Source organism: Vulcanococcus limneticus LL, from assembly GCF_943369875.1.
Classification (GTDB): domain Bacteria; phylum Cyanobacteriota; class Cyanobacteriia; order PCC-6307; family Cyanobiaceae; genus Vulcanococcus; species Vulcanococcus limneticus_A.
In genome coordinates this window covers 94,486-114,002 of sequence record NZ_CALROT020000010.1, presented here as the reverse complement: position 1 = coordinate 114,002, position 19,517 = coordinate 94,486, and the positions used below count along the sequence as shown (strand labels likewise).

The window sequence follows — 19,517 nt, the reverse complement described above, 5'->3', positions numbered from 1 at the left end:
AACCACGGCATCTCGGGCGACCCCGGCGTGATCGCCAACAACTACATCGACTACGCGATCGCCGCTCTGGTCTGAGCTGTAACGCCAGTCGATGGGCCAGCCCTGCGTGTCAGGCGGCCTGCAGCCCTCGCCTCCGGCGGGGGCTTTTTGTTGCGCGGGTTTGTTGCCCGCCCGTCAGCTGAGGGCCGCCCCGGTGCCAACATCGGGCCCACGCGATTGCGACCCTGTAGGGCCATGGACGCCAGCGGCGATTCCCTTGCTTCGGCCGGTACCCCCGGCAACGGCGACCCCATCAGCGAGGAGGAGGCCCTCCGGCGCCTGCGCCAGAGCGACGACCCCTCGGCCCAGTACTACGGAGCCTGGTGGCTGGGCCGCAACCGCAGCCGCCATCCCGAGGCCGTGCCGCTGCTGCGGGAAGCCCTGCGCCAGCGCCGCCCCCGCGATCCCGGCGCCGGCGTGGAGGAGAACGCGGTGGCGCGCAACGCCGCCCGGGCCCTCGGCAAACTCGGCGACTCGGCCGCCGCGGCCATTCCCGACCTGCTGGCCGCGCTGGAGGACGAGGACCACGGCCTGCGCGAGGCGGCCGCCCGTGCCCTGGGGGAACTGCGCGCCCTGGAAGCCGTGGAGCCGCTGCGACGCCGCCTGGCCAGCGGCCCCGCCGTGGCCGGGGCCCTGCAGCCCGGTTCGCCGCGGCTCCAGGAGCCCTGCGAGGCCCTGCTGGAGGCCCTGGGGGACATCGGCGCCGCCGATCCAGAGCTGGTGGCGGTGATCCGGCCCTTCGTGGGCCACGAGCGGCCGCTGATCCGCAGTGCCGCCTGCCGGGCCCTGTTGCAGCTCACCGGCGAGCCCACCTGGGGGCAGCAGCTGGTGCAGTTGCTGCAGCACCCGCAGCTGCAGGTGCGCCGCGCGGCCCTGATGGACCTGGGGGCGGTGGGCTGGCGGCCAGCCCTGGAGCCGATCGCTGCCACCCTGGCGGAGAACAGCCTCAAGCTGATCGCCCTGCGGGGCCTGGCCGAGAGCGATGGCGCGCTGCCGGCCGCCCCGTCGGACTCCCCGCAGGCCGGTCCCGCTGGATCGATGGGTCCTGCCGCGGTGCTCGCCGCCATGGATGCCCTGCTCTGATCCGTCGCCGCCGATGACTCTTTCCCCCCGATCCATGGCCACTGCCAGTGCCTGTGGCGATCCCGCCCTCGCGGATCTGGTGCGTGCCGTCCAGCGGGCCGACAGCGCCCCGGCGATGCTGCAGGCCACCCAGGCCCTGGCCGCCAGTGGCCATCCGGATGCCGCCCCCCATCTGGTGGAGGTGCTCGGCTTCAACAACCCCGGCGCGGCGGTGGCGGCCGTGGATGGGTTGATTGGCCTCGGCCCCCAGGCCGTGGAGCCGATCCTCACGGGCCTCGACGGCCACAACTACGGCGCCCGCGCCTGGGCCGTGCGCGCCCTGGCGGGGATCGGCGACGTGCGCGGCCTGGAGGTGCTGGAGGAGGCCCTCGCCACCGACATCGGCCCCAGCGTGCGCCGGGCCGCGGCCCGGGGCCTGGGCCGGCTGGACCTGGCGCCCCTGGCCGCCGAGGCGCGCCTCAGCGTGAGCGAGCGCTGCCTCGTGGCCCTGGAACAGGGCTGCGCTGACGGCGAGTGGGTGGTGCGCTACGCCGTGGTGGTGGGCCTGGAGTCGCTGGCGCCGGCGCTGCATCCCGAGGCCGAGCGGCTGCAGCGGGCCCGGCGGGCCCTGGGGAACCTGGAGGACCCACGGGCCGAGGAGGCCCTGGTGGTGCGGCTGCGGGCGGCTCAGGCCCTGGAACGTCTGGCCGCGGAGGGCCCCCATGGCTGAGCAACGCCTGCTGTTTGTCTGCCTCGGCAACATCTGCCGCTCACCGGCCGCCGAGGGGGTGTTCCTGCACCTGGTGCAGCGCGAGGGGCTGGCGGATCGCTTTCTGGTGGATTCGGCCGGCACCGGCGGCTGGCACGCGGGCAATCCGCCCGATCGGCGCATGCGGGCCGCCGCCAGCCGCCGCGGCATCCATCTGCCCAGCCGCGCCCGCCAGATCGCGCCCGCCGACCTGCAGGGGTTCGATCGCATCCTCACGATGGACGACGACAACCTGCAGGCCGTGCGGGACCTGGCCCGCCAGGCCGAAGCGGCGGAGGTGGCGGGGCCCGATGGCGCCTGGCGCCTGGCGACGATCGAGCCGATCACGAGCCACTGCCGCCGCTTCCAGGTGCGCGAGGTGCCCGACCCCTACTACGGGGGCGAAGCCGGCTTCGAGCACGTGCTCGATCTGCTGGAGGACGCCTGCCAGGGCCTGCTCGACAGCCTGCGCAGCACCTGAAGGGCAGGGCGAGCGCGTCGGTCCCCTCTGGCCCCCGCGGGCCCGGCCTCAGCCCTGGGGCGCCGGCCAGGCGTCCTCGGGCACCCGCTCGCGGAAGAGCTGCACCAGCTGCTCAATCACGGCCTCGATGCCCAGCCCATCGGTGATCAGTTCCACCGCGTCGTCGGCCTGGGTCAGGGGGGCGACCGCCCGCGTGGCGTCCTGGTGGTCGCGGGAGGCGATCTGCTCCTCCAGCTCGGCGCGCTCCGGCACCGGGAAGCCGCGCTGCTCCAGATCCAGGGCCCGGCGCCGCGCCCGCTCGGCCACCGTGGCGGTGAGGAATACCTTGAGCTCGGCGTCCGGGAACACGGCGGTGCCGATGTCGCGCCCCTCGGCCACCAGGCCGCCCCGCTCGCCCATGGCCCGCTGCTGGCGGGTGAGGGCCTCGCGCACGCAGCCGTGGGCCGCCACCGCCGACACCCGGGCGGTGACCTCAGGGCTGCGGATCGCCTCGGTCACGTCCTGGCCGTTGATGGACACCTGCTGGCCGCCGCCCGCGGCGGTGCTGAGGCGCAGGTCGAGCTGGTCCAGCAGCGGCGCCACGGCGGCCCCGTCGGCGGGATCCACGCCCCGCTGCTGCACCAGCCAGGTCACGGCGCGGTACATGGCCCCCGTGTCCAGGTAGATCAGCCCCAGCCGCTCGGCGAAGGCCCGGGTGACGGTGCTCTTGCCCGCCCCGGCGGGGCCATCGATGGCAACGATCGGCTGGCGGCTCATCAGAAACACGTGATCGATCAGGCGGCTGGGGCCGCAGTGGGCGGCGGCCGCCAGCAGCACCGGGCGTCCCAGGTGGGGGCAGGGCTGCAGGCTGTGGGGATCCACCGCCTCCACATAGTCCACCACCAGCCCGCCCTGGCCCAGCTCGGCCGCCACGGCGGCGCTGAGGGACTCCAGGTCCGTACCCGGGCGGCCCCAGGCCTGCTCGCGGGCCCGGGCGAGGGCCCGGGGCAGGGCGGCGGCCTGGCGGCGCTGCTCGGGGCTGAGGTAGCGGTTGCGGGAGCTCAGGGCCAGGCCATCGGCCTCGCGCACGGTGCCGCAGCCCCACACCTGCACCGGCAGGCCCAGGTCCGCCGCCAGCCGGCGCAGGATCACCAGTTGCTGCCAGTCCTTCTCCCCCAGCAGCAGCCGCTGGGGCCTGATCAGCCCCAGCAGCCGGGCCACCACTGTGGCCACGCCGTTGAAGTGGCCCGGCCGGTGCCGGCCGCAGAGGCCCCGCTGCAGGGAGTCGGGCGGCACGAGCCGGGTGAGTTCCGCCTCGCCGCCCGGGAACAGCTCCGCGGCTTCGGGGGCGAACAGGGCATCGGCCCCGGCGGCGGCCGCCAGGGCGGCGTCGGCCTCCAGGACGCGGGGGTAGCGCTTGAAATCCTCGCCGGGGCCGAACTGGAGCGGGTTCACGAACACGCTCACCAGCACCCGGGGCTGGTCGCCACCGGCGCTGGCCGCCTGGCCGGCCCGGCGCACCAGGGCGGCATGGCCGGCGTGCAGGGCCCCCATCGTGGGCACGAAGTGCAGGGGCGCGGCCTCCGTCTGCCGCCAACGCAGCAGCTCGGCACGGGTCTGAAGCAGCTGCACGGGCCCCCGGTGCTCGGTTCGTTGGGACTGTCCTAGACGGCGGCTCGGCCGCCGGCCGCCGCTGAGACGGCTCCGTTCCTCGGGGGGCGCCACTACAAAAGCCCACCCGCCGGTGGGCGGATGGGCCTGGCTGCCGGCGCGAGGCCGGCGTTGGCGTTCGGCTTACTGCAGAACTTCGAGCTTCACCTTGGCCACGCCGCTGGCCACCACGCCGAGCTGGCTGGCGGCGCCATGGGCCAGGTCGATCACGCGGCTGCCGTGGAAGGGACCGCGGTCGTTGATGCGCACCACGGTGGAACGGCCGTTCCAGAGGTTGGTGACGCGGACCTTGGTGCCGAAGGGCAGGGTGCGGTGGGCGGCGGTGAGGGTGCCGGGACGGAACACCTCGCCGTTGGCGGTGCGGTTGCCGTAGAAGCCGGGGCCGTACCAGCTGGCCATGCCGGCGCCGATCGGGCGGGCGCTGGGCCGGGCCGGTGGGGTGGCGATCGGCAGGGTGGGGGTGACCGGCGCTGCCGGCTTGTCGGCGGGGGCCAGGGGGGCCTCCTCCAGGATCGCCACGGTCTGGGGGCGGTCAGTGCCGGTGCTGATCGAGGTGTCGATGGGCGCAACGCGGCCGGTGACGGCGAAGGCCGGGGCCAGGGCGTTGCTGCCGGACAGCAGCAGGACGAAACCGCTCAGGAAGAGAGTGCGACGCATAACAAACGAAACCCGCCGCTCGAAAGCAGCAGCCACTGGTCTTGTGTTGTGGCCCGTCAGTGGTGCAATCGCTCCAGGCGAATGGGAGAGAAGCTGGAGCGAACCGTTGACGGAGTTCCTAACGGGAATTGACGACCACGGAAAGTTAATGGCTGCGCGCGGCGGATTTGCACGGCAACCGCTTGCAAATCACTGATCAGAATTCTCTATCCCCCTCCGGATCGAAGGCCCTGCCAGCGATCTGCGCGGTCCGCCAGGACCGGAGCCATCAGCAACGGCGATCGCCTGCATCAGCCGGGCTTATGCACTTGTGTGCCAATCGGCGGGCCGTCCATGGGGTTTGGGGTGGCTTGGGCGCTCCCTCCCCCGCCCGTCCCGTGCTCTGGTCGTGGTCAGGTGTGGCTCGGGACCCTCGGCGCGGGAGGATCAGCCCAGCGCGCAGACGGACGCAGACCTCGATGGACTACCGCACAGCCGGAGTGGACGTGGTGGCCGGCCGGGCCTTCGTGCAGCGGATCCGCTCCAGCGTCGAGTCGACTCGGCGCCCCGAGGTGCTCGGCGGGCTCGGCGGCTTCGGGGGGCTCTGTCGCCTGCCCGCGGGGCTCGAGAAGCCCCTGCTGGTGGCGGGCACCGACGGCGTGGGCACCAAGCTGGAGCTGGCCCAGGCCCATGGCCGCCACCACGACGTGGGCATCGACCTGGTGGCGATGTGCGTCAACGACGTGATCACCAGCGGCGCCCAGCCCCTGTTCTTCCTCGACTACATCGCCACCGGCAAGCTCAGCCCCGAGGCCATGGCCGAGGTGGTGGAGGGCATCGCCGATGGCTGCCGCCAGAGCGGCTGTGCCCTGCTCGGCGGCGAGACCGCCGAGATGCCCGGCTTCTACGGCCCCGGTCGCTACGACCTGGCCGGCTTCTGCGTGGCGGTGGTGGAGGAGGACGCCCTGATCGATGGCCGCGCCGTGGTGGCCGGCGATCGGATCGTGGCGGTGGCCAGCAGCGGCGTGCACAGCAACGGCTTCAGCCTGGTGCGTCGGATCCTCGAGGCCCATGGCGCCGGCCCGGAAACGCCGCTGGCGGAGGGCGCCCCCCCCGTGATCGACAGCCTGCTCACCCCCACCCGCCTCTACGGCTCCCTGGTGCAGGCCCTGCTGGCGGCGCAGCTGCCCCTGCACGGCATGGCCCACATCACCGGCGGCGGCCTGCCCGAGAACCTGCCCCGCACCCTGCCCGAGGGCCTGCACGGCCGCATCGATCCGGGCAGCTGGGAGCGCCCGGCCCTGTTCCGCTGGCTGCAGGAGAAGGGGGAGGTGCCGGAGGCCGACCTCTGGAACACCTTCAACCTGGGGGTGGGCTTCTGCCTGGTGCTGCCGGAGGCCGCCGTGGATCAGGCCCTGGCCATCTGCGCCGCCCAGGGCCACCGGGCCTGGGTTCTGGGCACGGTGGAGCCCGGCGCCATCGGCGAGGCCAGCCTGGCCGGCCTTCCTTACTGAAGACTCCCGACGATCCGGGACGCTGCGCCACCGGGGGCGGCCAGCCCTGCGTATGGTGCGCCCCGGCGCGTTCCGGCAGGGCGCCCAGAAGACAAAGCCGATAGGTCCACTTCGATAGGTCCATTAGTGATGTTCAGCAGTTCGACGTTCAGTAGCTCGACCCGCATCACCCGGCGCCGCAGTTCGGCCGGTCCCGTGCCCCCCAACCGCCCCCAGCGGCCCCGGGAGAGCTACCCCAGCCGCACCGCCGTCAACCGCGGCGGGGTGCGGCCCACCTTCCTCACCCTGCGGGACCACGGCAAGGTGTTCGTGGCCGACCTGCCGCGTCTCTCGGACGGTCAGCTGGCCCATGTGGGCAAGGAGGCCCGCGAGGTGCTGGACAGCCTCAACCGGCGTCTGGAGGAGCTCGACCAGCAGGCGAGCCTCAGCCAGCTGGAGCAGGAGACCCGCATCCGCGCCGCCACCAAGCGCGATGTGACCGAGCGCTTCATCCGCGCCGTGGAGGAGGAGCAGGAGCAGCGCCGCTCCAACCCCGCCCTCAAGGCGGCGGCCGGCGAGTCGTTGGCGCGGGCCTTCCTGGAGATCGCCCGCCACCGCCTGGCCGGCGCCACCTTCGATTCCCTGTTGCAGGAGGCCCTGGCCGCCTGTGAACCCAGCGCGGAGGAGCCAGAGGCTGCGATCGAGCCGGCCGAGCCGGAGGCCGGCACTCCGGGCCGCCCCCAGCTGGTGGAGCGCCCCCGGGTGGTGTCCCTGGTGCGCCATGCCGGTGAGCCGGAGCCGGAGCGCCAGCGGCTGCCGGTGGTGCTCAGCCCCGACCCCACGCCGCGTATGGGCGCCCTCTGAGGCGCCGGCTTCAGGCGCTCTGGAAGGGGTTGGCCGGCATGCGCGGTCCCTCGGCCAGGGCCAGGGCGTCCAGGGCGGCCCGCTCCCCGGGGCTGAGGCTCCAGCTGCGGGCCGCGGCGGCGGCGTCCACCTGGGCGCAGCGGCGCAGGCCGGGGATCGGCATGGCGCCATGGGCCCGGCACCAGTTCAGGGCCACCGCCGCCAGACCACCGGGCCGGCCCGCGCCGATGGCCTCCATGGTCTCCAGCAGGGGCGTGAGCCGCGGGCCCAGCCGCCGGAACAGGGCCCCACGGGGCCCCTGGGGCGTGGGTTGGGCGGCGTCTACAGGCTGGCGGGTCAGCAGCCCCAGGGCCAGGGGGCTGTAGGCGATCAGCTCGATGCCCAGCTCGCGGCAGACCTCCGCCACGCCTCCGGGGGCCACCGCCTCCGGTGCCAGCAGGGAGAGCTGAACCTGCAGGCTGGCGATGGACACACCGCGCTCGGCCAGGCCGCCGGCCACCTCGCGCAGGCGCCTGGGGCCCATGTTCGAGAGCCCGAGGCTGGCCACCGCGCCGCTCTGCACCAGATCGGCCAGCCCCTGCAGCAGCGGACCCTCCTGCCAGGGGGCGTAGCGGGCCGTGCTCCAGTGCAGCTGCACCCGCTGCAGCTGGCCCTGCAGGCGAGCGCGGGAGGCGGCGAAGGCCCGCTCGAAGCCGCGGCGTCCCAGGCGCCAGGGGAAGGGGGCCAGCTTGGTGGCGATGCAGAGCTGGCGCCGCTCGGCCTCCGGCAGCGCCATCGCGAAGCGGCCCAGCAGGGTCTCGCTGCGGCCGTTGAGGCGGCCGGTGCCGTAGGAGTCCGCCGTGTCGAAGAAGCGGAAGCCGAGGTCGATGCAGCGGCGGAAGCAGGCCTCCAGCTCGGCGTCGTCGCGGGCCGGGTCGTAGCCCCAGAGGAACTGGTTGCCCCAGGCCCAGGTGCCCACGCCGATCGGGGGCAGGGGGGGCGCCGCGCTTGCCATGATCAAGCCGTCTCGGGCCACACTGCGTTGAATTCTCAGCCGACGCCTGCCGCCGCCTCCGCCGGGCTCCCTTCTGAGGGGGCCGCGGCCGTTGTGGCTGGCTGGCCTGCCGGCCCCGCGACTGCCGCCGCCCCGTCGCCAGCGCCACCCAGCGATCCCGTGCTTTGCCGCCACTGCGGCCGCACGGCCAGCAACGGCATCAGCTGCGAGGGCGCCTGCGTGGCCGATTCCGGCTACTGATCGGCGCCTCCGTTTCGCACTGTTGAGGCGTGGTGTTGAGGCGTGCCTCGGCCCCCGCCGGAGCCAGCGGCCCAGAATGCGTCGGTTCCCCGGTTGCTCCGCGCGCGGTGTTGTCCCTCCCTGCTCTGCGCTCCGCCGTGGCCGTTGCTGCCGCCGCCAGGCCCTGCCGCGCCGCCGACGGCCTCCGTGCCGCAGCCCTCTGGCACCGCCGGCCGCTGCTGGTTCTCGCGCCGTTGCTGCTGCTGCTGTTGGAGGCGGGCCCGCTGCAGGCCCAGCGCCGCGCCGATGGCTTTGGCAGCTGGCAGCGGGCGGCCCAGACTTGCCGCCGCAACCTGGCTGGTGCTGAGCCGGCCGGCTGCCTGAGCGTGCAGCTCAGCCAGCAGCAGGAGGGGGTGCTGAGCGTGCGTTTCATCGCCCGTGGCAGCAAGCCCGACAGCGCCAACCAGCTCACCTTTGCCGGTGCACTGGAGGCCGGCGCCACGCCCCTGGCCTGCAAGGGGGGACGCTGCACGCCGAAGGGCCCCCTGCGCACTGCGCTCACCAGCGTCAGTGAGGCCAGCTTCGACGAGCGCGGCCTGGCCCAGGGATTGCCCAGCGCCTGGCCCGCCGAGGGGCGCTGCCAGCTGGAGGCCTCCAGCGTGCGCTGCGAGGCCCGTGCCCTGAGTGGGGAGACCTGGGCGGCCCAGGCAACCTTCTGAGCTCAGCTGTCGGCTGACCGGATCGTCGGCACGGGATGGCCCTGGCGGTTTCTGCGGCGTGGGTCGCGGCATGGCCCCCGTTGCCCATGGGGGCGTCCTGCACCCATCAATAGGCACAGATCTCAAAATCCGATCCCTTCCAGCAGGCCGGATCCACCTGGCTCCTGATGGCCCTTCCCCAGCGGGAGTTGATGCCATCGGTGGTCAGACCCCGCACCTCCGCAACACCCGAGGAGACGATGAACACAGAGATGTCGGTGATGTTGGGCAGGATGGGTTTGGCGTCGTGGCGTCGGATGCCGAAACTGCCGCCCTGATCCATCTGAAAGTCGCAGGCACCGGAGTAGGCCGTTGTCCCGTTCTGTTTGATGACACAGCGGGCGTTTTTTCCCTCTGCGGCCACGGGGAACAGTGTGGCGGCCATCAGCAGGGCGATGAGTCCGTGGTTCATCCTCAGCTCCACAGGGGTCGTGGCGAGATCATGGCGTGGCTACCGGAAACCGGGCCACGCTGACGGAGAGCTCTCATCCGGCCCGACTGGGCCGGGGAGTCCACCCTGGAACGCTGCCTGGGGTCCAGGTCAGCCCCATGGGGTCTGGACCCATCCAGGGGGTCAGGTCAAGGCCATAAAAAAGCGGACCCGTCCAGGACCGCTCGATGACCAGCCCTCATCCTATGAAGATCTGTAACGGAGTGCGAGTGCTCTGCCCCATTCAGGGCTGTTTCGCCCAGATCCGCTCCAGGGCCTTGCGGAACTCGCCCTCCCGCATCGGCCGTGCCAGGTCTCGCTGCCTCAGGGTGCTGCGGATCCACCAGACCTGCAGGCCGCCAAAGGCCAGGGCAAACAGACCCAGTTGGAGGTATCCCGAGGTCAGGGCCTCCATCACGCTGCCTGCTGATCCTTCTGCCAGGTCCGCTCCAGCGACTGTCTGAAGCGTTCCGTCGGGGATGGGACTCCAGGCCGGTGCCGGCGGAACAGGGCCGTGAGGCGCCAGAACTTGACCCCAGCGGCGATGGCAAAGATCGCCCAGGGCAGGAGCATCCAGAGTGGTTCCATGCTCACGTTCTCTTGCTTGTCTAGTCTAGAAAGAAATAGCTGAGGTGGATGCCCTTGCCGACATACTCGTGCTTGTAACCACCTTCGTAGTAGGTGCCTCGGTAGAAGGCGGGCATGGGTTTTCCGCCGCCCTGAGGGGCGACAATCCTGGCGTTGCACGTCATGACCTTGTCTGAGGTGTTCTTGTATGACGCCTCATTGCGCACAACCTCGTAGGCCGTGTGATCTGCAAAGGTGATGGTGGTGAGAACCTCATCCTTCTTGTCTGCTCTCTCCATGGGTGTGATGGCGTTAATCGCTCTTGCCATTCCGCAGGCAGTTCGGCGAGTACTGGGCCATCGCTGCGCTGGTGAGTCCTGCGGCCACGCCGCCAAGGACTCCTGCCGCGAGGAGAAGCGTCGATCGGTAGCGGCTGATGGCTGGCGTCATGGCCTCGGCGCCACTGGCGGTGGTCCTGAGGCAATCCTAGGGGTGATCACGTTGTTCAGGTCCGTGCATCACGGGGCCTGAGACGCACCAGCAACGTCGGTGACGTGCCGTCGCCGACGTTGCTGCTCCCTGGAGGGAGTGGTTGCGGATGGCCGCAAGGATGCTGACCGGAGCGGCGTTGAGGGTCGCCAAGTCCATGGATCGACGGTCGGAAGGCCTGGTCTGATCCTCTACGGGCTTCGATCACGCAGCCTCTCTAGAATTGGGCACTGGTTCTGCTCTCCCTGCTGCGGCTTTGTGCCGCCTGGGTGATTGAAGTGCGGTATCTTCATGGTCAAACAGGTCCGCATCGCCCTCGCTACGGCAATCGCCACGGCAATCGCCAAGGTCAACCTTCACCGTGCTGAGTCCGGTGAGGCATCCATCACGATGAAGGCTTTGGCGGTTCAGGTGGGTGTGGCGGCACCAGTCATCACGCGCCTGGCACGTACGGATGGGAAGGTGGCATCGGCACTGTCGCTGGATCTGGCATCCAGGATCGTGACGGTTCTGGATTGTGGTATCGAGGATCTGTTGGAGGACGTTGCGGGATGAGCGACAACCAAGGCCTCAGCGATGCCAGGGTCAGGCGATGGCGCACGGCCTGCCTATATTTAGGGCATAGGTGGGAAGTTGTCTTCTTTCTTGCTGTCTATTTGTTGCTGGTTTTCCAGGTCTTCTTCTTTGTTGTTGACATTAAATCTCTTTCCTATCTTCGCTGGGCGGTTGCTGTCTTCGCCTCGTTTGAATCTTTTGTTGTCCATGACCTGGCCTATGTGTCGCTCGTGGCGATCCTGCTGCCAGTTCTCTATCTGCTTCTCTGCCCCGGTCGTCCCCCTTGGGCGAGAAAATACCTCGATGTTATTGGGGTCTATGTCGTCTTCAGGACGGCAATCCAGTTGGTTGGGCTGAATCTTCTTGTTTTTGACTCCGTGACTCCACGGTTTCTTCTGGTTGCTCAGTTGCTCTTTTCCTGCCCTATTCGCTCTTGATCTGGGGTTGGGTCTATTGGCGGCTTGATAGGGCTGCAAGTAGCGGTAGCCGCCGGTTGTTGCGGCTGGATTGCGAGGGCGAGTTCCCGCGGCCCATCGACTACCTTATCGCCTCCTTCTCCTCAGTGTTCTCCGCCTCGATTAGTGGAATCAAGGGCAACTCGGCTCGGGCGCGGATCCTGATTCTTGCCCACGGCTTCTTGATCTATGACGTGATGGGGCTGACGCTGTCTAGGGCGGTTGCCCTGGTTCAAGGAAAGTAGTTGGCGCTGCTGGCGTCCCTGTCGGATGCGCTGGCGTTCTGTGCGGAGGGCCTAGGCGCCGATGCCGTGCTGGAGGCCTGGCGGTCAAGGACTCCTCCCCGTTCTTCTGTTGGATCTCCTGTCATTGCCTCTCGGTCACGGGTTCCCACTCCGCCTTCACGCCGATGTCGGGGACTCCCGATTCCCTGTTGGTCTTCTTGACCCATTGGGTCTTGACCATCCTGTGACCCTTCAGGACCTGGCGCATTCCCTGGGGTGCCTCAGCGGCGGCACACGATGTTCCGCCATTCCGGCAGGCGCCTTCCCGTGCTCCCTGTCCCTGGATCCCGCAGGCACCGAGCAGCAGCGCCAGTGCCAGTGGTGTGGCCAGTCCAGCGCGTTCCCTCATTGCCTCTGCTCACGCTTCGCGCGGATCCGCCTGATTGATCCGCGAGATCTCGACGCCATCCGAGCTAGGGATGAAAAGACCCCGTTGGCAGAGGGTGTTTTCGTCACGCTGATCAGGGATCAATCACTCTCTAGTCGCAATAGTATTCAACCCAGGACAGCGCCTCAGCCTTTTTGATCCCTTTGTAGTCAATCTCGTAGTCGCGGTCGTCGCACCAGCCATTGACGAACGAGCCGTCCTCCCAGAAAATACCAATCGATTCTTTGTCGCGGCAGACTTCAACCCTGTTTCCACTCTCGTCTTTGTCTTTTCGGCAGTCCCTGTCTTTCCATTCGGCGCTCTGTCCAGGCGTCGCGGCCAGCATTCCAAGGGCAAGGATCGTGCTCTGAAGGGTGCGTATGAACCGTTGCATCATGATTTGGCCTGCCTTTGAGGATGCTATCCGTTTCAGTTGCTTGGGCGCCTTGATGGCGCACAACTCGTCGCCATCAGTCGCTCCTGGTGGTGGTGGATCTGGTGGATGCCGTGGCGTGCTGTGAGGAAGATCTGGGCGTCCCTGGCCTGGCGCCTGAGGGTCCAAGAAGGTTTCCTGGGTGATCCCCCTCGCTCTGCCGCTCATGCCCCTGTTGCCCCGCTGGCGCTTCATGACCGATGAGGCCAAGGCGCTCACCAAGCGAACTGCGGTTTCTGCGGCGGTCATCCTCGTGGTCCTGCTGGTCTTCAGGGCGCTGGTGCCGTGGGTCTTGCTGGGTCTGGCGCTCTGGTGGATCTGGAAGGCGCTCAGCAAGTGAGCGGTAGGTGCCTCAGGCCGTCTTCGCCCAGATCCGCTCCAGCGTCTTGCGGAACGCGTCGTCGCTCATTGGTCGTGCCAGATCCCGCTTGCGGAGGGTGCTGCTGATCCGCCAGGCCTGCAGGGCGCCAAAGGCCAGGGCGACCAGGCCAGTTGGCGGATTACCCAGTTCGGATTGGCTATTCCCCCGTCCTTCTCGTGTCAATCGCGCGACGCATCAAGCCCCTGCTTGTCTGTCCAAGTCTAATCAAGAAAGAAATAGGTCAGGCGAATTCCTTTGCCGACATATTCTTGCTTGACTCCACCCTCGTAGAAGGTCCGCCTGTAGAAGGCGGGGATTGGCTTGGGGTTTCCAGGGGGCGTGATGATCTTGGCGTTGCAGGTCTCAATCTTTTCTGAGGCTTTCTTGCACGACTTAAGATTTCTTGTCACTTCGTAGACCGTGTGGTCTGCGAAGGTGATCATGTCGAAGGACCGCTTTTCGGTTGTGGCGCCGGCGACAGGGGTGATGGCGCAGTAGTCGCGCTTGCCGTTTCTCTCGCAATTGGGAGATAGCTGAGCATTGGCGCTCGGGGTGGTCGTCATGACGACTCCTCCTAGGGCTGACAGGATCGCGGCAAGGGTGAATGGATGCCCTTTTGGCATGGCTTATTTTTTCTAGCTTGATAGCAAGAGGTCCAAATGCGAATTGGCTTCATTCGCAAAAATTGATGCGCGTAATCGGTGTTTCTGGTGCGTTGCGGTCTTTTGTTCTGCCCATGGCGCTGCTGTCTCTCTGGACGCCTGGCGCCGCTGGCTCTGCTGGTGCTGGCACACTCCCTAAGGCTTTCCCCTGATCGCTGCGCCACGGTGCTCGCGGGCCGTCTTGGGTGCCTCTCGGATCCAGTTCATATGGCGCGAGATCAAGCCCGGTGAAGCACTTGGCCTGAGGCGCCAAGTGCTTTTGGTTGCGCGATGCGCGGGCGTCACTCGGTGCTTGCTGTTGCCTGCTTCGCGCAAGCATCAAAAAAGAGGCGGCACCCAGATTCGAACTGGGGGTAAAGGATTTGCAATCCTCTGCCTTACCACTTGGCCATGCCGCCGTGCGGGAGCAAACTCCCTGGAAGGGATCGTATCAGTCACACGATGGCCCCCCGGCTGCTGGTTCTGAGCAACGGGCACGGGGAGGACCTGATCGCCCTTCGGGTGCTGCGGGCCCTGCACCGGCGCCGCCCGGAGCTCGAGATCCACGTGCTGCCGCTGGTGGGGGAGGGGGGCGCCTTCGCCGCCGCCGAGGCCGCCGGCGCGCTGCGCCGTGTCGGGCCGCGCCGGCGCCTGCCCAGTGGCGGCTTCAGCAACCAGAGCCTGCGGGGCCTGTTGCGGGATCTGGCCGCCGGGGTGCTCGGCCTCAGCTGGCAGCAGTGGCGGCTGGTGCGCCGCTGGGGCCGCGGCGGTGATCCCGTGCTGGCCGTCGGTGACCTGCTGCCCCTGCTGCTGGCCTGGCGCAGCGGTGCCCCCTACGGCTTCATCGGCACCCCCAAGAGCGATTACACCTGGCGCAGTGGCCCCGGCGCCAGCCCCCTGGCCGATGCCTACCACCGGCTCAAGGGCAGCGAGTGGGACCCCTGGGAGTGGGCGCTGATGGCCGGCCGCCGCTGCCGCCTGGTGGCCGTGCGCGACCACCTCACCGCCCGGGGGCTGCGGCGCCATGGCGTGGCGGCCCTGGCGCCGGGCAACCCGATGATGGATGGCCTGGAGCCCGACCCCTTGCCGCCGGCCCTGGCCCGGCATCGGCGTCTGGTGCTGCTGGGCGGCAGCCGCATGCCCGAGGCCCTCGGCAACCTGGAGCGCCTGCTGACGGCCCTCGATGGCCGGCCGCCGGCGCCCCAGCCCTGGCTGGTGCTGGCCGCCACCGGTTCGCGGCCCAGCCCCATGGAGCTGGCGCCGCTGCTGGCGCGCCGCGGCCTGGTGCCCCGGCCGCTGCCGGCCGGCACCGGGGCCGCCGCCGCCTGGGGGCGCTCTGGCCTGCTGCTGCTGGTGGGGCCCGGCCGCTTCGGGGCCTGGGCCGGCTGGGGCGAGGTGGGCCTGGCTGCGGCCGGCACCGCCACCGAGCAGCTGGTGGGGCTGGGCATTCCGGCCCTGTCGCTGCCGGGGCCGGGGCCCCAGTTCAAGCTCGGCTTTGCCCGGCGCCAGAGCCGGCTGCTGGGCGGATCGGTGCGGGTGTGCCGCAGCGGCCGCGAGCTGGCCGATGGCCTGCAGCGACTCCTGCAGGAGCCGCTGCAGCGCCGCCGCCTGGGGCGGATCGGCCGGCGGCGCATGGGCCCGCCCGGTGGCGGCGAGGCCCTGGCGGCCCTGGTGGAGGCACGGCTGCTGGGCCCGGCGCCGGCCGCCGGCACGGGCGCCCGTTGAGCCCGGCGGGATGATGGCGGCAGCACCCCCGTCGCCCCCTGCCCATGGCCGCTCCCCAGGACCACGACTACGTCATCGCCTGCAGCCGCCTGGCCAGCCAGCTGAGCATCAGCATCGCCGCCGCCCGTCGCAAGGTGGACACGCTGGCGGCCCGGGAGGGGGTGCGGGATGCGGCCGGTCGCACCCTGGTGGCCCAGCGCCTGCTGCTGGAGACCCAGGGCATGGGCAGTGAATCCCGCCAGCTGCTCGACACCCTGCTGGAGGCCGTGGCCGAGGAGGCCAACTACATCGGCGACGACTGAGCCAGGGCAGCGTCAGGAGCGGTGCTCGAAGATCGCGCCGAACAGGCCCCGATCCAGTTCGGCGATCACCGGGATGCAGGCGAAGCTGCGCTGGGCCAGCTCCAGCCGCTCCTCCCGCGCCAGCATCGTCACCAGCTGATCCCGGGCGGCCAGCAGGTAGCGCACATCGTTGGCCGCGTAGGCCAGCTGGGCCTCGCTCAGCTCCTCCACCCGGCCCCAGTCGCTGCTCTGGGCCTGCTTGTCGAGTTCCACGCCGCAGAGTTCCTGCACCAGGTCCTTGAGGCCATGGCGGTTGGTGTAGGTGCGGGCCAGGCGGCTGGCCACCTTGGTGCAGAAGATCGGGGCGGTGGTGATGCCGAGCCCCTCCGCCAGGGCGGCCACGTCGAAGCGGGCGAAGTGGAACACCTTCTCGATGGCCGGGGCCTCCAGCAGCTGCTGCAGCCGAGGCGCCGCGGCCTGGCCGCGGCCGATGCGGATGCAGCACACGTTGTCGTGGCCATCGGCGATCTGCACCAGGCAGAGGCGATCGCGGCCGTGCACCAGGCCCATGGCCTCGGTGTCCACCGCCAGGGCCGGAGCGGATCCCAGCAGGGACAGCCACTCGGCGTCCAGGTCGGCGTCGAACACGGCGAAGCGGGCCGCGCTCGATCCGGCGGCCGGTGCGGCGCTGAAGGCCGTGGTGGTGGCGATGGCGGCCGGGCTGGGGGAGGGGGCCATGATCGGAGCGCGGGGGATGGCGGCCATGCTCGCGGATGCCGGAGCCGTGGCGGTTCGCCCGCCTGTGTCGAAAGCCGCGTGAAGGCTTGAAAGCCCGGGGGCAACGGAGCTAGCAGAAGGACAGATCGCTCCCTGGCTGTGCCCCTCCGCTCCAGCCGCCTCTGCCCGCCCGGCGGCCTCGAGGCCATCCAGAACTTCTTCGTACGGCCGCCCCTGCAGCACCTGGGCCTGGAGCTGGGGGTGTGCTGGGTGCTCGAGCGGCTGCTGGAGGCCGACAGCTACCCCACGGCCCTGCTGCAGGACCTCACCTGCCGGCATCCCCACCTGCGCCTGTCGGAAACCGTGCTGCAGCAGGCCCTGGTCTTCCTGGTGGAGGCCGGTGCCATCAGCAGCTACTCCCAGCGCTGCCCCAGCCGCGGCCGTCCGCGCCGGATGCTGCACCTGCTCGACAGCCAGCGGGAGGGGGCCGAGGCCCTGATGGCGCCGTGGCGGCACTGGCTGCAGGAGAATGCAATGCCGATCACGGCCGGATCCCATGCCCCCAGCCCTGGGCTCCACCCTGCTGCTCACCCTGCTGCTGGCCATCGGGCTGGTGTTCTTCCTGCGGGCTGCCAGTAAGGACCGCACCACCGTGGTGGATGTGCGCACCTCCCGGCCGCCCCTGGAGGTGCTGCCGGCGCTCAGCGACTGGCTGCAGCAGCGCGGCTGGCAGGCCCAGGAGACCGATCCGGATCGGCGTCTGCTGCGTTTCCGCGGCCGGGTGGCGGCCAGTCCGGTGCTGGCGGCCCTGCTGTCGCTGCTGGGGGCCGTGGGGGCGGGCTGCCTGGGGCTGGTGCTGCGCCAGCTGCTGCCCCAGCTGGGCTGGTGGCCCCTGGGCCTGGTGGCCCTCGGCCCCCTGGCGGGCCTGATCTACCGGCGCCGGGCCGAGCGGGCCGAGAGCGTGGAGCTGCGCCTGATCAGCCACGACGGCGCCACCGGCAGTGCCCTGCGCCTGCGCGCCCACCGCGACGAGCTGATCGCCCTGGAGCTGGAGCTGGGCCCGCAGCTGGGCCTGTTCAGCGATGGCGATCTGCTGAAGTCGCCGATCTGAGGCCGGGCCGGCGCCCGCCGGGCACGAGCCCGGAGCCTGCGCTCCACCCTGGTGCACCAACCCCGGTGGCCGTTCCCCGCAGAATGGGCCCGGCCTCCGCTGCCGCCCCATGGTCCGCGATCCCCTGGCCGGTGATGGCTTCGCCCCATGCCATCGCCGGCTCCAGCTCCAGGGGGCGCTGCTGCTGGCCCTGGCGGCCGGTGCGCTGGCCGCGCCGGCGGCGGCGTCCGCCCAGGCCCAGCTGCTCGCCACGGCCGATCCCCTCACGGGTGTGCGCAGCCCCCTCGCCAAGAACTGGGTCGGCCTGCGGCCGCTGCCGCCCCAGACCGAGATCCTGGTGCTGGCCGGCCACGCCGATGCCCAGGGCATCGCCGGCTCGGGCACGGCCGGGGCCGCCGTGGGCCGGGCCGGCTACGCGCCGATGCAGCCCGGCATCTCCGACGAGCTGTTCTGGAACCTGGCGGTGGCCCGGGAGGTGGTGGCCCGCGGCCAGCAGCGGGGCCTCGCCATCCGCTTCTACGAGCCGCCCCTGCGCAGCATCGCCAACCCCAACGATCCCCGCACCAACTGGAGCGTGGGCCAGCGCCACTTTGAGGCCGGCGGCTATGCCCTGGAGATCCACTTCGACGCCTACGGCCCCGACGGCGTGGGTTCGGGCGTGATCCCCGCCCTGCGTGCCCCCTTCTCGCGGCTGGACGAGAGCCTGGCCGAGGCCTTCGGCGCCTATCCGATGGGGTTCCGCGGTGGCCTGGGGGGCCCGCGCCGCGGCCTCAGCCTGCTGGAGATCGGCAAACTGGAGGGGAGCCTGGAGGCGAGTCTGCGGGATCCCGGCCGCCGCGAGCAGGCCCTGGCCGTGATCGCTGACCGGGTGGTGCTGGCCCTGCAGCGGGGCCTGGCGCCCCAGCCCGCCGATGGCCTGGCCCCCGCCTGGACCACCGGCGCCCTGAACCAGTCCGACCAGCCCGCCGCTGGTGCTCAGCCCACTGCGCCGTGGGGCTGGCAGCGGGCCACCAGCGAGGCGTCCTCCAGCCAGTTCTGAGGCCGGGTGAACAGCTCGGTGAGCAGGGCCTCGCGGCTGCCGGCCTCCGGCTGGTAGCCATACTCCCAGCGCACCAGCGGCGGCAGCGACATCAGGATCGACTCGGTGCGGCCATTGGTCTGCAGGCCGAAGATCGTGCCCCGGTCGAACACCAGGTTGAACTCCACGTAGCGGCCGCGGCGATACAGCTGGAACTGGCGCTCGCGCTCGCCGTAGGGGGTGTGCTCGCGCTTCTCGGCGATCGGCACGTAGCTGGGCAGGAAGGCGTTGCCGCAGGCCGAGGCCAGGGCAAACAGCTGTTCCCAGCTCTGATTCACCGCACCGATCCGGTTGCTCTCAGCCGCCGCGGGGCCGTCCGGGTCCTGGCCCTTGTAGAGCACGCCGCGGGGATCCTGGTAGTCGTAGAAGATGCCGCCCACACCGCGGGTTTCCTGGCGGTGCTTGAGGTGGAAATACTCGTCGCACCAGGGCTTGAACACCTGGTAGTAGGCCGGGTTGACGCTGTCGCAGGCGCCCTTGAGGGTGCGGTGGAAGTGCTGGGCGTCCTCCAGGAAGGGGTAGTAGGGGGTGAGGTCGGCGCCGCCGCCGAACCACCACACCGGGCCGGCCTCGAAGTAGCGGTAGTTGAGGTGAACGGTGGGGATGTAGGGGTTGCGGGGGTGCAGCACCATCGAGGTGCCGGTGGCGAACCAGCGCTGGCCCGCGGCCTCGGGGCGCTGGTTGAGGATCGAGGGGGGCAGCTGGTCGCCCTCCACCTCGGAGAAGTTCACGCCGCCCTGCTCGAACACGCGGCCGCCCTTGAGCACCCGGGAGCGGCCGCCGCCGCCCTCGGGCCGCACCCAGCTCTCCTCCTCAAAGCGCCCGATGCCATCGAGCTGCTCCAGCCCGGCGCAGATCGAGTCCTGCAGGCCCATCAGCAGGGCCTTGGCCCGGGCCCGGGAGTCGGCGGGGGGGCGCTCCAGGTCGGTGGCTGGGGCGGCTGCGGCCGGTGTGGCGAAGGCGGCGGGGCCGCTCGGCGCGCCGCCCAGCTTGTTCTTCGCGCGTGCCAGCAGGGCCTTCAACATCGACGCCACGTCCGATCCGGACGCCAGGAAACCCCCACACCTTTTCAGCCGGCG

25 protein-coding genes and 1 tRNA gene are annotated in these 19,517 nt (G+C 70.5%); 14 read left to right on the top strand and 12 right to left on the bottom strand.

Annotation, left to right across the window (positions count from 1 at the left end; translation table 11 throughout):
* The first annotated feature begins 234 nt into the window (after positions 1–234).
* Genes ACLV7J_RS12335 through ACLV7J_RS12325 form a run of 3 tightly spaced genes read left to right on the top strand, consistent with a single transcriptional unit; the run spans position 235 to position 2,330 of the window.
* On the top strand, positions 235–1,122 hold the full coding sequence (locus tag ACLV7J_RS12335; protein ID WP_411869366.1) for a HEAT repeat domain-containing protein: 888 nt from the start codon (positions 235–237) through the stop codon (positions 1,120–1,122).
* 34 nt (positions 1,123–1,156) lie between these two features.
* A complete protein-coding gene (locus tag ACLV7J_RS12330) occupies positions 1,157–1,831 on the top strand; it encodes a HEAT repeat domain-containing protein (RefSeq protein ID WP_411869365.1) in 675 nt (224 codons plus the stop codon).
* A complete protein-coding gene (locus tag ACLV7J_RS12325) occupies positions 1,824–2,330 on the top strand; it encodes a low molecular weight protein-tyrosine-phosphatase (RefSeq protein WP_411869364.1) in 507 nt (168 codons plus the stop codon). Before ACLV7J_RS12330 ends, ACLV7J_RS12325 begins: the two co-directional genes overlap by 8 nt.
* Positions 2,331–2,378: 48 nt before the next feature.
* Here the strand turns inward: ACLV7J_RS12325 and ACLV7J_RS12320 are convergent, their stop codons facing one another.
* Both ACLV7J_RS12320 and ACLV7J_RS12315 read right to left on the bottom strand, forming a co-directional pair.
* Positions 2,379–3,881, bottom strand: a complete 1,503-nt coding sequence (locus tag ACLV7J_RS12320) for a bifunctional pantoate--beta-alanine ligase/(d)CMP kinase (protein ID WP_411869373.1) — start codon at positions 3,879–3,881, stop codon at positions 2,379–2,381.
* Between the two features lie 222 nt (positions 3,882–4,103).
* The gene (locus ACLV7J_RS12315; RefSeq protein WP_411869363.1) at positions 4,104–4,637 is read right to left on the bottom strand and encodes a septal ring lytic transglycosylase RlpA family protein; all 534 of its coding nucleotides are present in this window, start codon (positions 4,635–4,637) and stop codon (positions 4,104–4,106) included.
* A gap of 458 nt (positions 4,638–5,095) precedes the next feature.
* On the opposite strand from ACLV7J_RS12315, the gene purM reads away from it, so the two are divergent.
* Entirely contained in the window at positions 5,096–6,130 is a 1,035-nt protein-coding gene (gene purM / locus ACLV7J_RS12310) for a phosphoribosylformylglycinamidine cyclo-ligase (protein ID WP_411869362.1), read from the top strand.
* 129 nt (positions 6,131–6,259) lie between these two features.
* Positions 6,260–6,973 (top strand): 2-hydroxyacyl-CoA dehydratase family protein, encoded by a 714-nt coding sequence (locus ACLV7J_RS12305; RefSeq protein ID WP_411869361.1) that lies wholly within the window; start codon positions 6,260–6,262, stop codon positions 6,971–6,973.
* 10 nt (positions 6,974–6,983) lie between these two features.
* Here ACLV7J_RS12305 and ACLV7J_RS12300 read toward each other — a convergent pair whose 3' ends face one another.
* Positions 6,984–7,967 carry an aldo/keto reductase gene (locus ACLV7J_RS12300; RefSeq protein ID WP_411869360.1) on the bottom strand — a complete coding sequence of 328 codons (984 nt, stop codon included), beginning with the start codon at positions 7,965–7,967 and terminating at the stop codon, positions 6,984–6,986.
* Positions 7,968–8,317: 350 nt separating this feature from the next.
* Here ACLV7J_RS12300 and ACLV7J_RS12295 point away from each other — a divergent pair, with 350 nt between their 5' ends.
* On the top strand, positions 8,318–8,905 hold the full coding sequence (locus ACLV7J_RS12295) for a hypothetical protein (protein WP_411869359.1): 588 nt from the start codon (positions 8,318–8,320) through the stop codon (positions 8,903–8,905).
* Positions 8,906–9,011: 106 nt separating this feature from the next.
* On the opposite strand, the gene ACLV7J_RS12290 is transcribed toward ACLV7J_RS12295, so the two are convergent.
* The 4 genes from ACLV7J_RS12290 to ACLV7J_RS12275 all read right to left on the bottom strand — a co-directional run bounded on the left by ACLV7J_RS12290 (position 9,012) and on the right by ACLV7J_RS12275 (position 10,240).
* Positions 9,012–9,356: a hypothetical protein gene (locus ACLV7J_RS12290; RefSeq protein ID WP_411869358.1), complete on the bottom strand. Its 345-nt coding sequence runs from the start codon at positions 9,354–9,356 to the stop codon at positions 9,012–9,014.
* Between the two features lie 262 nt (positions 9,357–9,618).
* Complete coding sequence (locus tag ACLV7J_RS12285; protein ID WP_411869357.1) at positions 9,619–9,789, bottom strand: hypothetical protein; 171 nt, start codon at positions 9,787–9,789, stop codon at positions 9,619–9,621.
* Entirely contained in the window at positions 9,789–9,947 is a 159-nt protein-coding gene (locus ACLV7J_RS12280) for a hypothetical protein (RefSeq protein ID WP_411869356.1), read from the bottom strand. The genes ACLV7J_RS12285 and ACLV7J_RS12280 overlap by 1 nt, the downstream gene beginning before the upstream one ends.
* Before the next feature lie 35 nt (positions 9,948–9,982).
* The gene (locus ACLV7J_RS12275; protein WP_411869355.1) at positions 9,983–10,240 is read right to left on the bottom strand and encodes a hypothetical protein; all 258 of its coding nucleotides are present in this window, start codon (positions 10,238–10,240) and stop codon (positions 9,983–9,985) included.
* Between the two features lie 481 nt (positions 10,241–10,721).
* On the opposite strand from ACLV7J_RS12275, the gene ACLV7J_RS12270 reads away from it, so the two are divergent.
* Both ACLV7J_RS12270 and ACLV7J_RS12265 read left to right on the top strand, forming a co-directional pair.
* Positions 10,722–10,985 carry a helix-turn-helix domain-containing protein gene (locus tag ACLV7J_RS12270; protein WP_411869354.1) on the top strand — a complete coding sequence of 88 codons (264 nt, stop codon included), beginning with the start codon at positions 10,722–10,724 and terminating at the stop codon, positions 10,983–10,985.
* Positions 10,982–11,422: a hypothetical protein gene (locus ACLV7J_RS12265; protein ID WP_411869353.1), complete on the top strand. Its 441-nt coding sequence runs from the start codon at positions 10,982–10,984 to the stop codon at positions 11,420–11,422. Before ACLV7J_RS12270 ends, ACLV7J_RS12265 begins: the two co-directional genes overlap by 4 nt.
* A 781-nt stretch (positions 11,423–12,203) precedes the next feature.
* On the opposite strand, the gene ACLV7J_RS12260 is transcribed toward ACLV7J_RS12265, so the two are convergent.
* Positions 12,204–12,719: a hypothetical protein gene (locus ACLV7J_RS12260; RefSeq protein WP_411869352.1), complete on the bottom strand. Its 516-nt coding sequence runs from the start codon at positions 12,717–12,719 to the stop codon at positions 12,204–12,206.
* On the opposite strand from ACLV7J_RS12260, the gene ACLV7J_RS12255 reads away from it, so the two are divergent.
* Entirely contained in the window at positions 12,718–12,864 is a 147-nt protein-coding gene (locus ACLV7J_RS12255) for a hypothetical protein (RefSeq protein ID WP_411869351.1), read from the top strand. The two genes, ACLV7J_RS12260 and ACLV7J_RS12255, sit on opposite strands and share 2 nt — an antisense overlap.
* 242 nt (positions 12,865–13,106) lie before the next feature.
* Here the strand turns inward: ACLV7J_RS12255 and ACLV7J_RS12250 are convergent, their stop codons facing one another.
* Both ACLV7J_RS12250 and ACLV7J_RS12245 read right to left on the bottom strand, forming a co-directional pair.
* Entirely contained in the window at positions 13,107–13,448 is a 342-nt protein-coding gene (locus ACLV7J_RS12250) for a hypothetical protein (protein ID WP_411869350.1), read from the bottom strand.
* A 426-nt stretch (positions 13,449–13,874) separates the two neighbouring features.
* Positions 13,875–13,945, bottom strand: a tRNA-Cys gene (locus ACLV7J_RS12245).
* 43 nt (positions 13,946–13,988) lie between these two features.
* On the opposite strand from ACLV7J_RS12245, the gene ACLV7J_RS12240 reads away from it, so the two are divergent.
* Together ACLV7J_RS12240 and ACLV7J_RS12235 are read left to right on the top strand one after the other, a co-directional pair.
* Positions 13,989–15,251: a lipid-A-disaccharide synthase-related protein gene (locus ACLV7J_RS12240; protein ID WP_411869349.1), complete on the top strand. Its 1,263-nt coding sequence runs from the start codon at positions 13,989–13,991 to the stop codon at positions 15,249–15,251.
* A 44-nt stretch (positions 15,252–15,295) separates the two neighbouring features.
* Entirely contained in the window at positions 15,296–15,553 is a 258-nt protein-coding gene (locus tag ACLV7J_RS12235) for a hypothetical protein (RefSeq protein ID WP_411869348.1), read from the top strand.
* A 12-nt stretch (positions 15,554–15,565) separates the two neighbouring features.
* Here ACLV7J_RS12235 and ACLV7J_RS12230 read toward each other — a convergent pair whose 3' ends face one another.
* The gene (locus ACLV7J_RS12230) at positions 15,566–16,270 is read right to left on the bottom strand and encodes a ribonuclease D (RefSeq protein ID WP_411869372.1); all 705 of its coding nucleotides are present in this window, start codon (positions 16,268–16,270) and stop codon (positions 15,566–15,568) included.
* Positions 16,271–16,408: 138 nt separating this feature from the next.
* On the opposite strand from ACLV7J_RS12230, the gene ACLV7J_RS12225 reads away from it, so the two are divergent.
* The 3 genes from ACLV7J_RS12225 (at position 16,409) to ACLV7J_RS12215 (ending at position 18,399) form a co-directional block, all read left to right on the top strand.
* Positions 16,409–16,888 carry a Pex protein gene (locus tag ACLV7J_RS12225; RefSeq protein WP_411869347.1) on the top strand — a complete coding sequence of 160 codons (480 nt, stop codon included), beginning with the start codon at positions 16,409–16,411 and terminating at the stop codon, positions 16,886–16,888.
* Positions 16,806–17,360 carry a cofactor assembly of complex C subunit B gene (locus tag ACLV7J_RS12220; protein WP_411869346.1) on the top strand — a complete coding sequence of 185 codons (555 nt, stop codon included), beginning with the start codon at positions 16,806–16,808 and terminating at the stop codon, positions 17,358–17,360. The genes ACLV7J_RS12225 and ACLV7J_RS12220 overlap by 83 nt, the downstream gene beginning before the upstream one ends.
* Before the next feature lie 109 nt (positions 17,361–17,469).
* Positions 17,470–18,399, top strand: coding sequence for a dehydrogenase (locus ACLV7J_RS12215; RefSeq protein ID WP_411869345.1), 930 nt, complete (start codon positions 17,470–17,472; stop codon positions 18,397–18,399).
* Here the strand turns inward: ACLV7J_RS12215 and hemF are convergent.
* Positions 18,336–19,463 carry an oxygen-dependent coproporphyrinogen oxidase gene (hemF, locus tag ACLV7J_RS12210; RefSeq protein WP_411869344.1) on the bottom strand — a complete coding sequence of 376 codons (1,128 nt, stop codon included), beginning with the start codon at positions 19,461–19,463 and terminating at the stop codon, positions 18,336–18,338. The two genes, ACLV7J_RS12215 and hemF, sit on opposite strands and share 64 nt — an antisense overlap.
* Between the last annotated feature and the right edge of the window lie 54 nt (positions 19,464–19,517).

What these genes read in the sequence shown, in the direction of transcription:
- ACLV7J_RS12315 (WP_411869363.1), bottom strand. Translation starts at nt 4,637, where the DNA reads ATGCGTCGCACTCTCTTCCTGAGCGGTTTCGTCCTGCTGCTGTCCGGC.
- ACLV7J_RS12330 (WP_411869365.1), top strand. Translation starts at nt 1,157, where the DNA reads ATGGCCACTGCCAGTGCCTGTGGCGATCCCGCCCTCGCGGATCTGGTG.
- ACLV7J_RS12270 (WP_411869354.1), top strand. Translation starts at nt 10,722, where the DNA reads ATGGTCAAACAGGTCCGCATCGCCCTCGCTACGGCAATCGCCACGGCA.
- ACLV7J_RS12235 (WP_411869348.1), top strand. Translation starts at nt 15,296, where the DNA reads ATGGCCGCTCCCCAGGACCACGACTACGTCATCGCCTGCAGCCGCCTG.
- ACLV7J_RS12290 (WP_411869358.1), bottom strand. Translation starts at nt 9,356, where the DNA reads ATGAACCACGGACTCATCGCCCTGCTGATGGCCGCCACACTGTTCCCC.
- ACLV7J_RS12220 (WP_411869346.1), top strand. Translation starts at nt 16,806, where the DNA reads ATGCCCCCAGCCCTGGGCTCCACCCTGCTGCTCACCCTGCTGCTGGCC.
- ACLV7J_RS12280 (WP_411869356.1), bottom strand. Translation starts at nt 9,947, where the DNA reads ATGCTCCTGCCCTGGGCGATCTTTGCCATCGCCGCTGGGGTCAAGTTC.
- ACLV7J_RS12275 (WP_411869355.1), bottom strand. Translation starts at nt 10,240, where the DNA reads ATGGAGAGAGCAGACAAGAAGGATGAGGTTCTCACCACCATCACCTTT.
- ACLV7J_RS12265 (WP_411869353.1), top strand. Translation starts at nt 10,982, where the DNA reads ATGAGCGACAACCAAGGCCTCAGCGATGCCAGGGTCAGGCGATGGCGC.
- ACLV7J_RS12230 (WP_411869372.1), bottom strand. Translation starts at nt 16,270, where the DNA reads ATGGCCCCCTCCCCCAGCCCGGCCGCCATCGCCACCACCACGGCCTTC.
- ACLV7J_RS12300 (WP_411869360.1), bottom strand. Translation starts at nt 7,967, where the DNA reads ATGGCAAGCGCGGCGCCCCCCCTGCCCCCGATCGGCGTGGGCACCTGG.
- ACLV7J_RS12335 (WP_411869366.1), top strand. Translation starts at nt 235, where the DNA reads ATGGACGCCAGCGGCGATTCCCTTGCTTCGGCCGGTACCCCCGGCAAC.
- ACLV7J_RS12305 (WP_411869361.1), top strand. Translation starts at nt 6,260, where the DNA reads ATGTTCAGCAGTTCGACGTTCAGTAGCTCGACCCGCATCACCCGGCGC.
- ACLV7J_RS12255 (WP_411869351.1), top strand. Translation starts at nt 12,718, where the DNA reads ATGACCGATGAGGCCAAGGCGCTCACCAAGCGAACTGCGGTTTCTGCG.
- ACLV7J_RS12240 (WP_411869349.1), top strand. Translation starts at nt 13,989, where the DNA reads ATGGCCCCCCGGCTGCTGGTTCTGAGCAACGGGCACGGGGAGGACCTG.
- ACLV7J_RS12215 (WP_411869345.1), top strand. Translation starts at nt 17,470, where the DNA reads ATGGTCCGCGATCCCCTGGCCGGTGATGGCTTCGCCCCATGCCATCGC.
- ACLV7J_RS12285 (WP_411869357.1), bottom strand. Translation starts at nt 9,789, where the DNA reads ATGGAGGCCCTGACCTCGGGATACCTCCAACTGGGTCTGTTTGCCCTG.
- ACLV7J_RS12260 (WP_411869352.1), bottom strand. Translation starts at nt 12,719, where the DNA reads ATGAAGCGCCAGCGGGGCAACAGGGGCATGAGCGGCAGAGCGAGGGGG.
- purM (WP_411869362.1), top strand. Translation starts at nt 5,096, where the DNA reads ATGGACTACCGCACAGCCGGAGTGGACGTGGTGGCCGGCCGGGCCTTC.
- ACLV7J_RS12325 (WP_411869364.1), top strand. Translation starts at nt 1,824, where the DNA reads ATGGCTGAGCAACGCCTGCTGTTTGTCTGCCTCGGCAACATCTGCCGC.
- hemF (WP_411869344.1), bottom strand. Translation starts at nt 19,463, where the DNA reads ATGTTGAAGGCCCTGCTGGCACGCGCGAAGAACAAGCTGGGCGGCGCG.
- ACLV7J_RS12250 (WP_411869350.1), bottom strand. Translation starts at nt 13,448, where the DNA reads ATGACGACCACCCCGAGCGCCAATGCTCAGCTATCTCCCAATTGCGAG.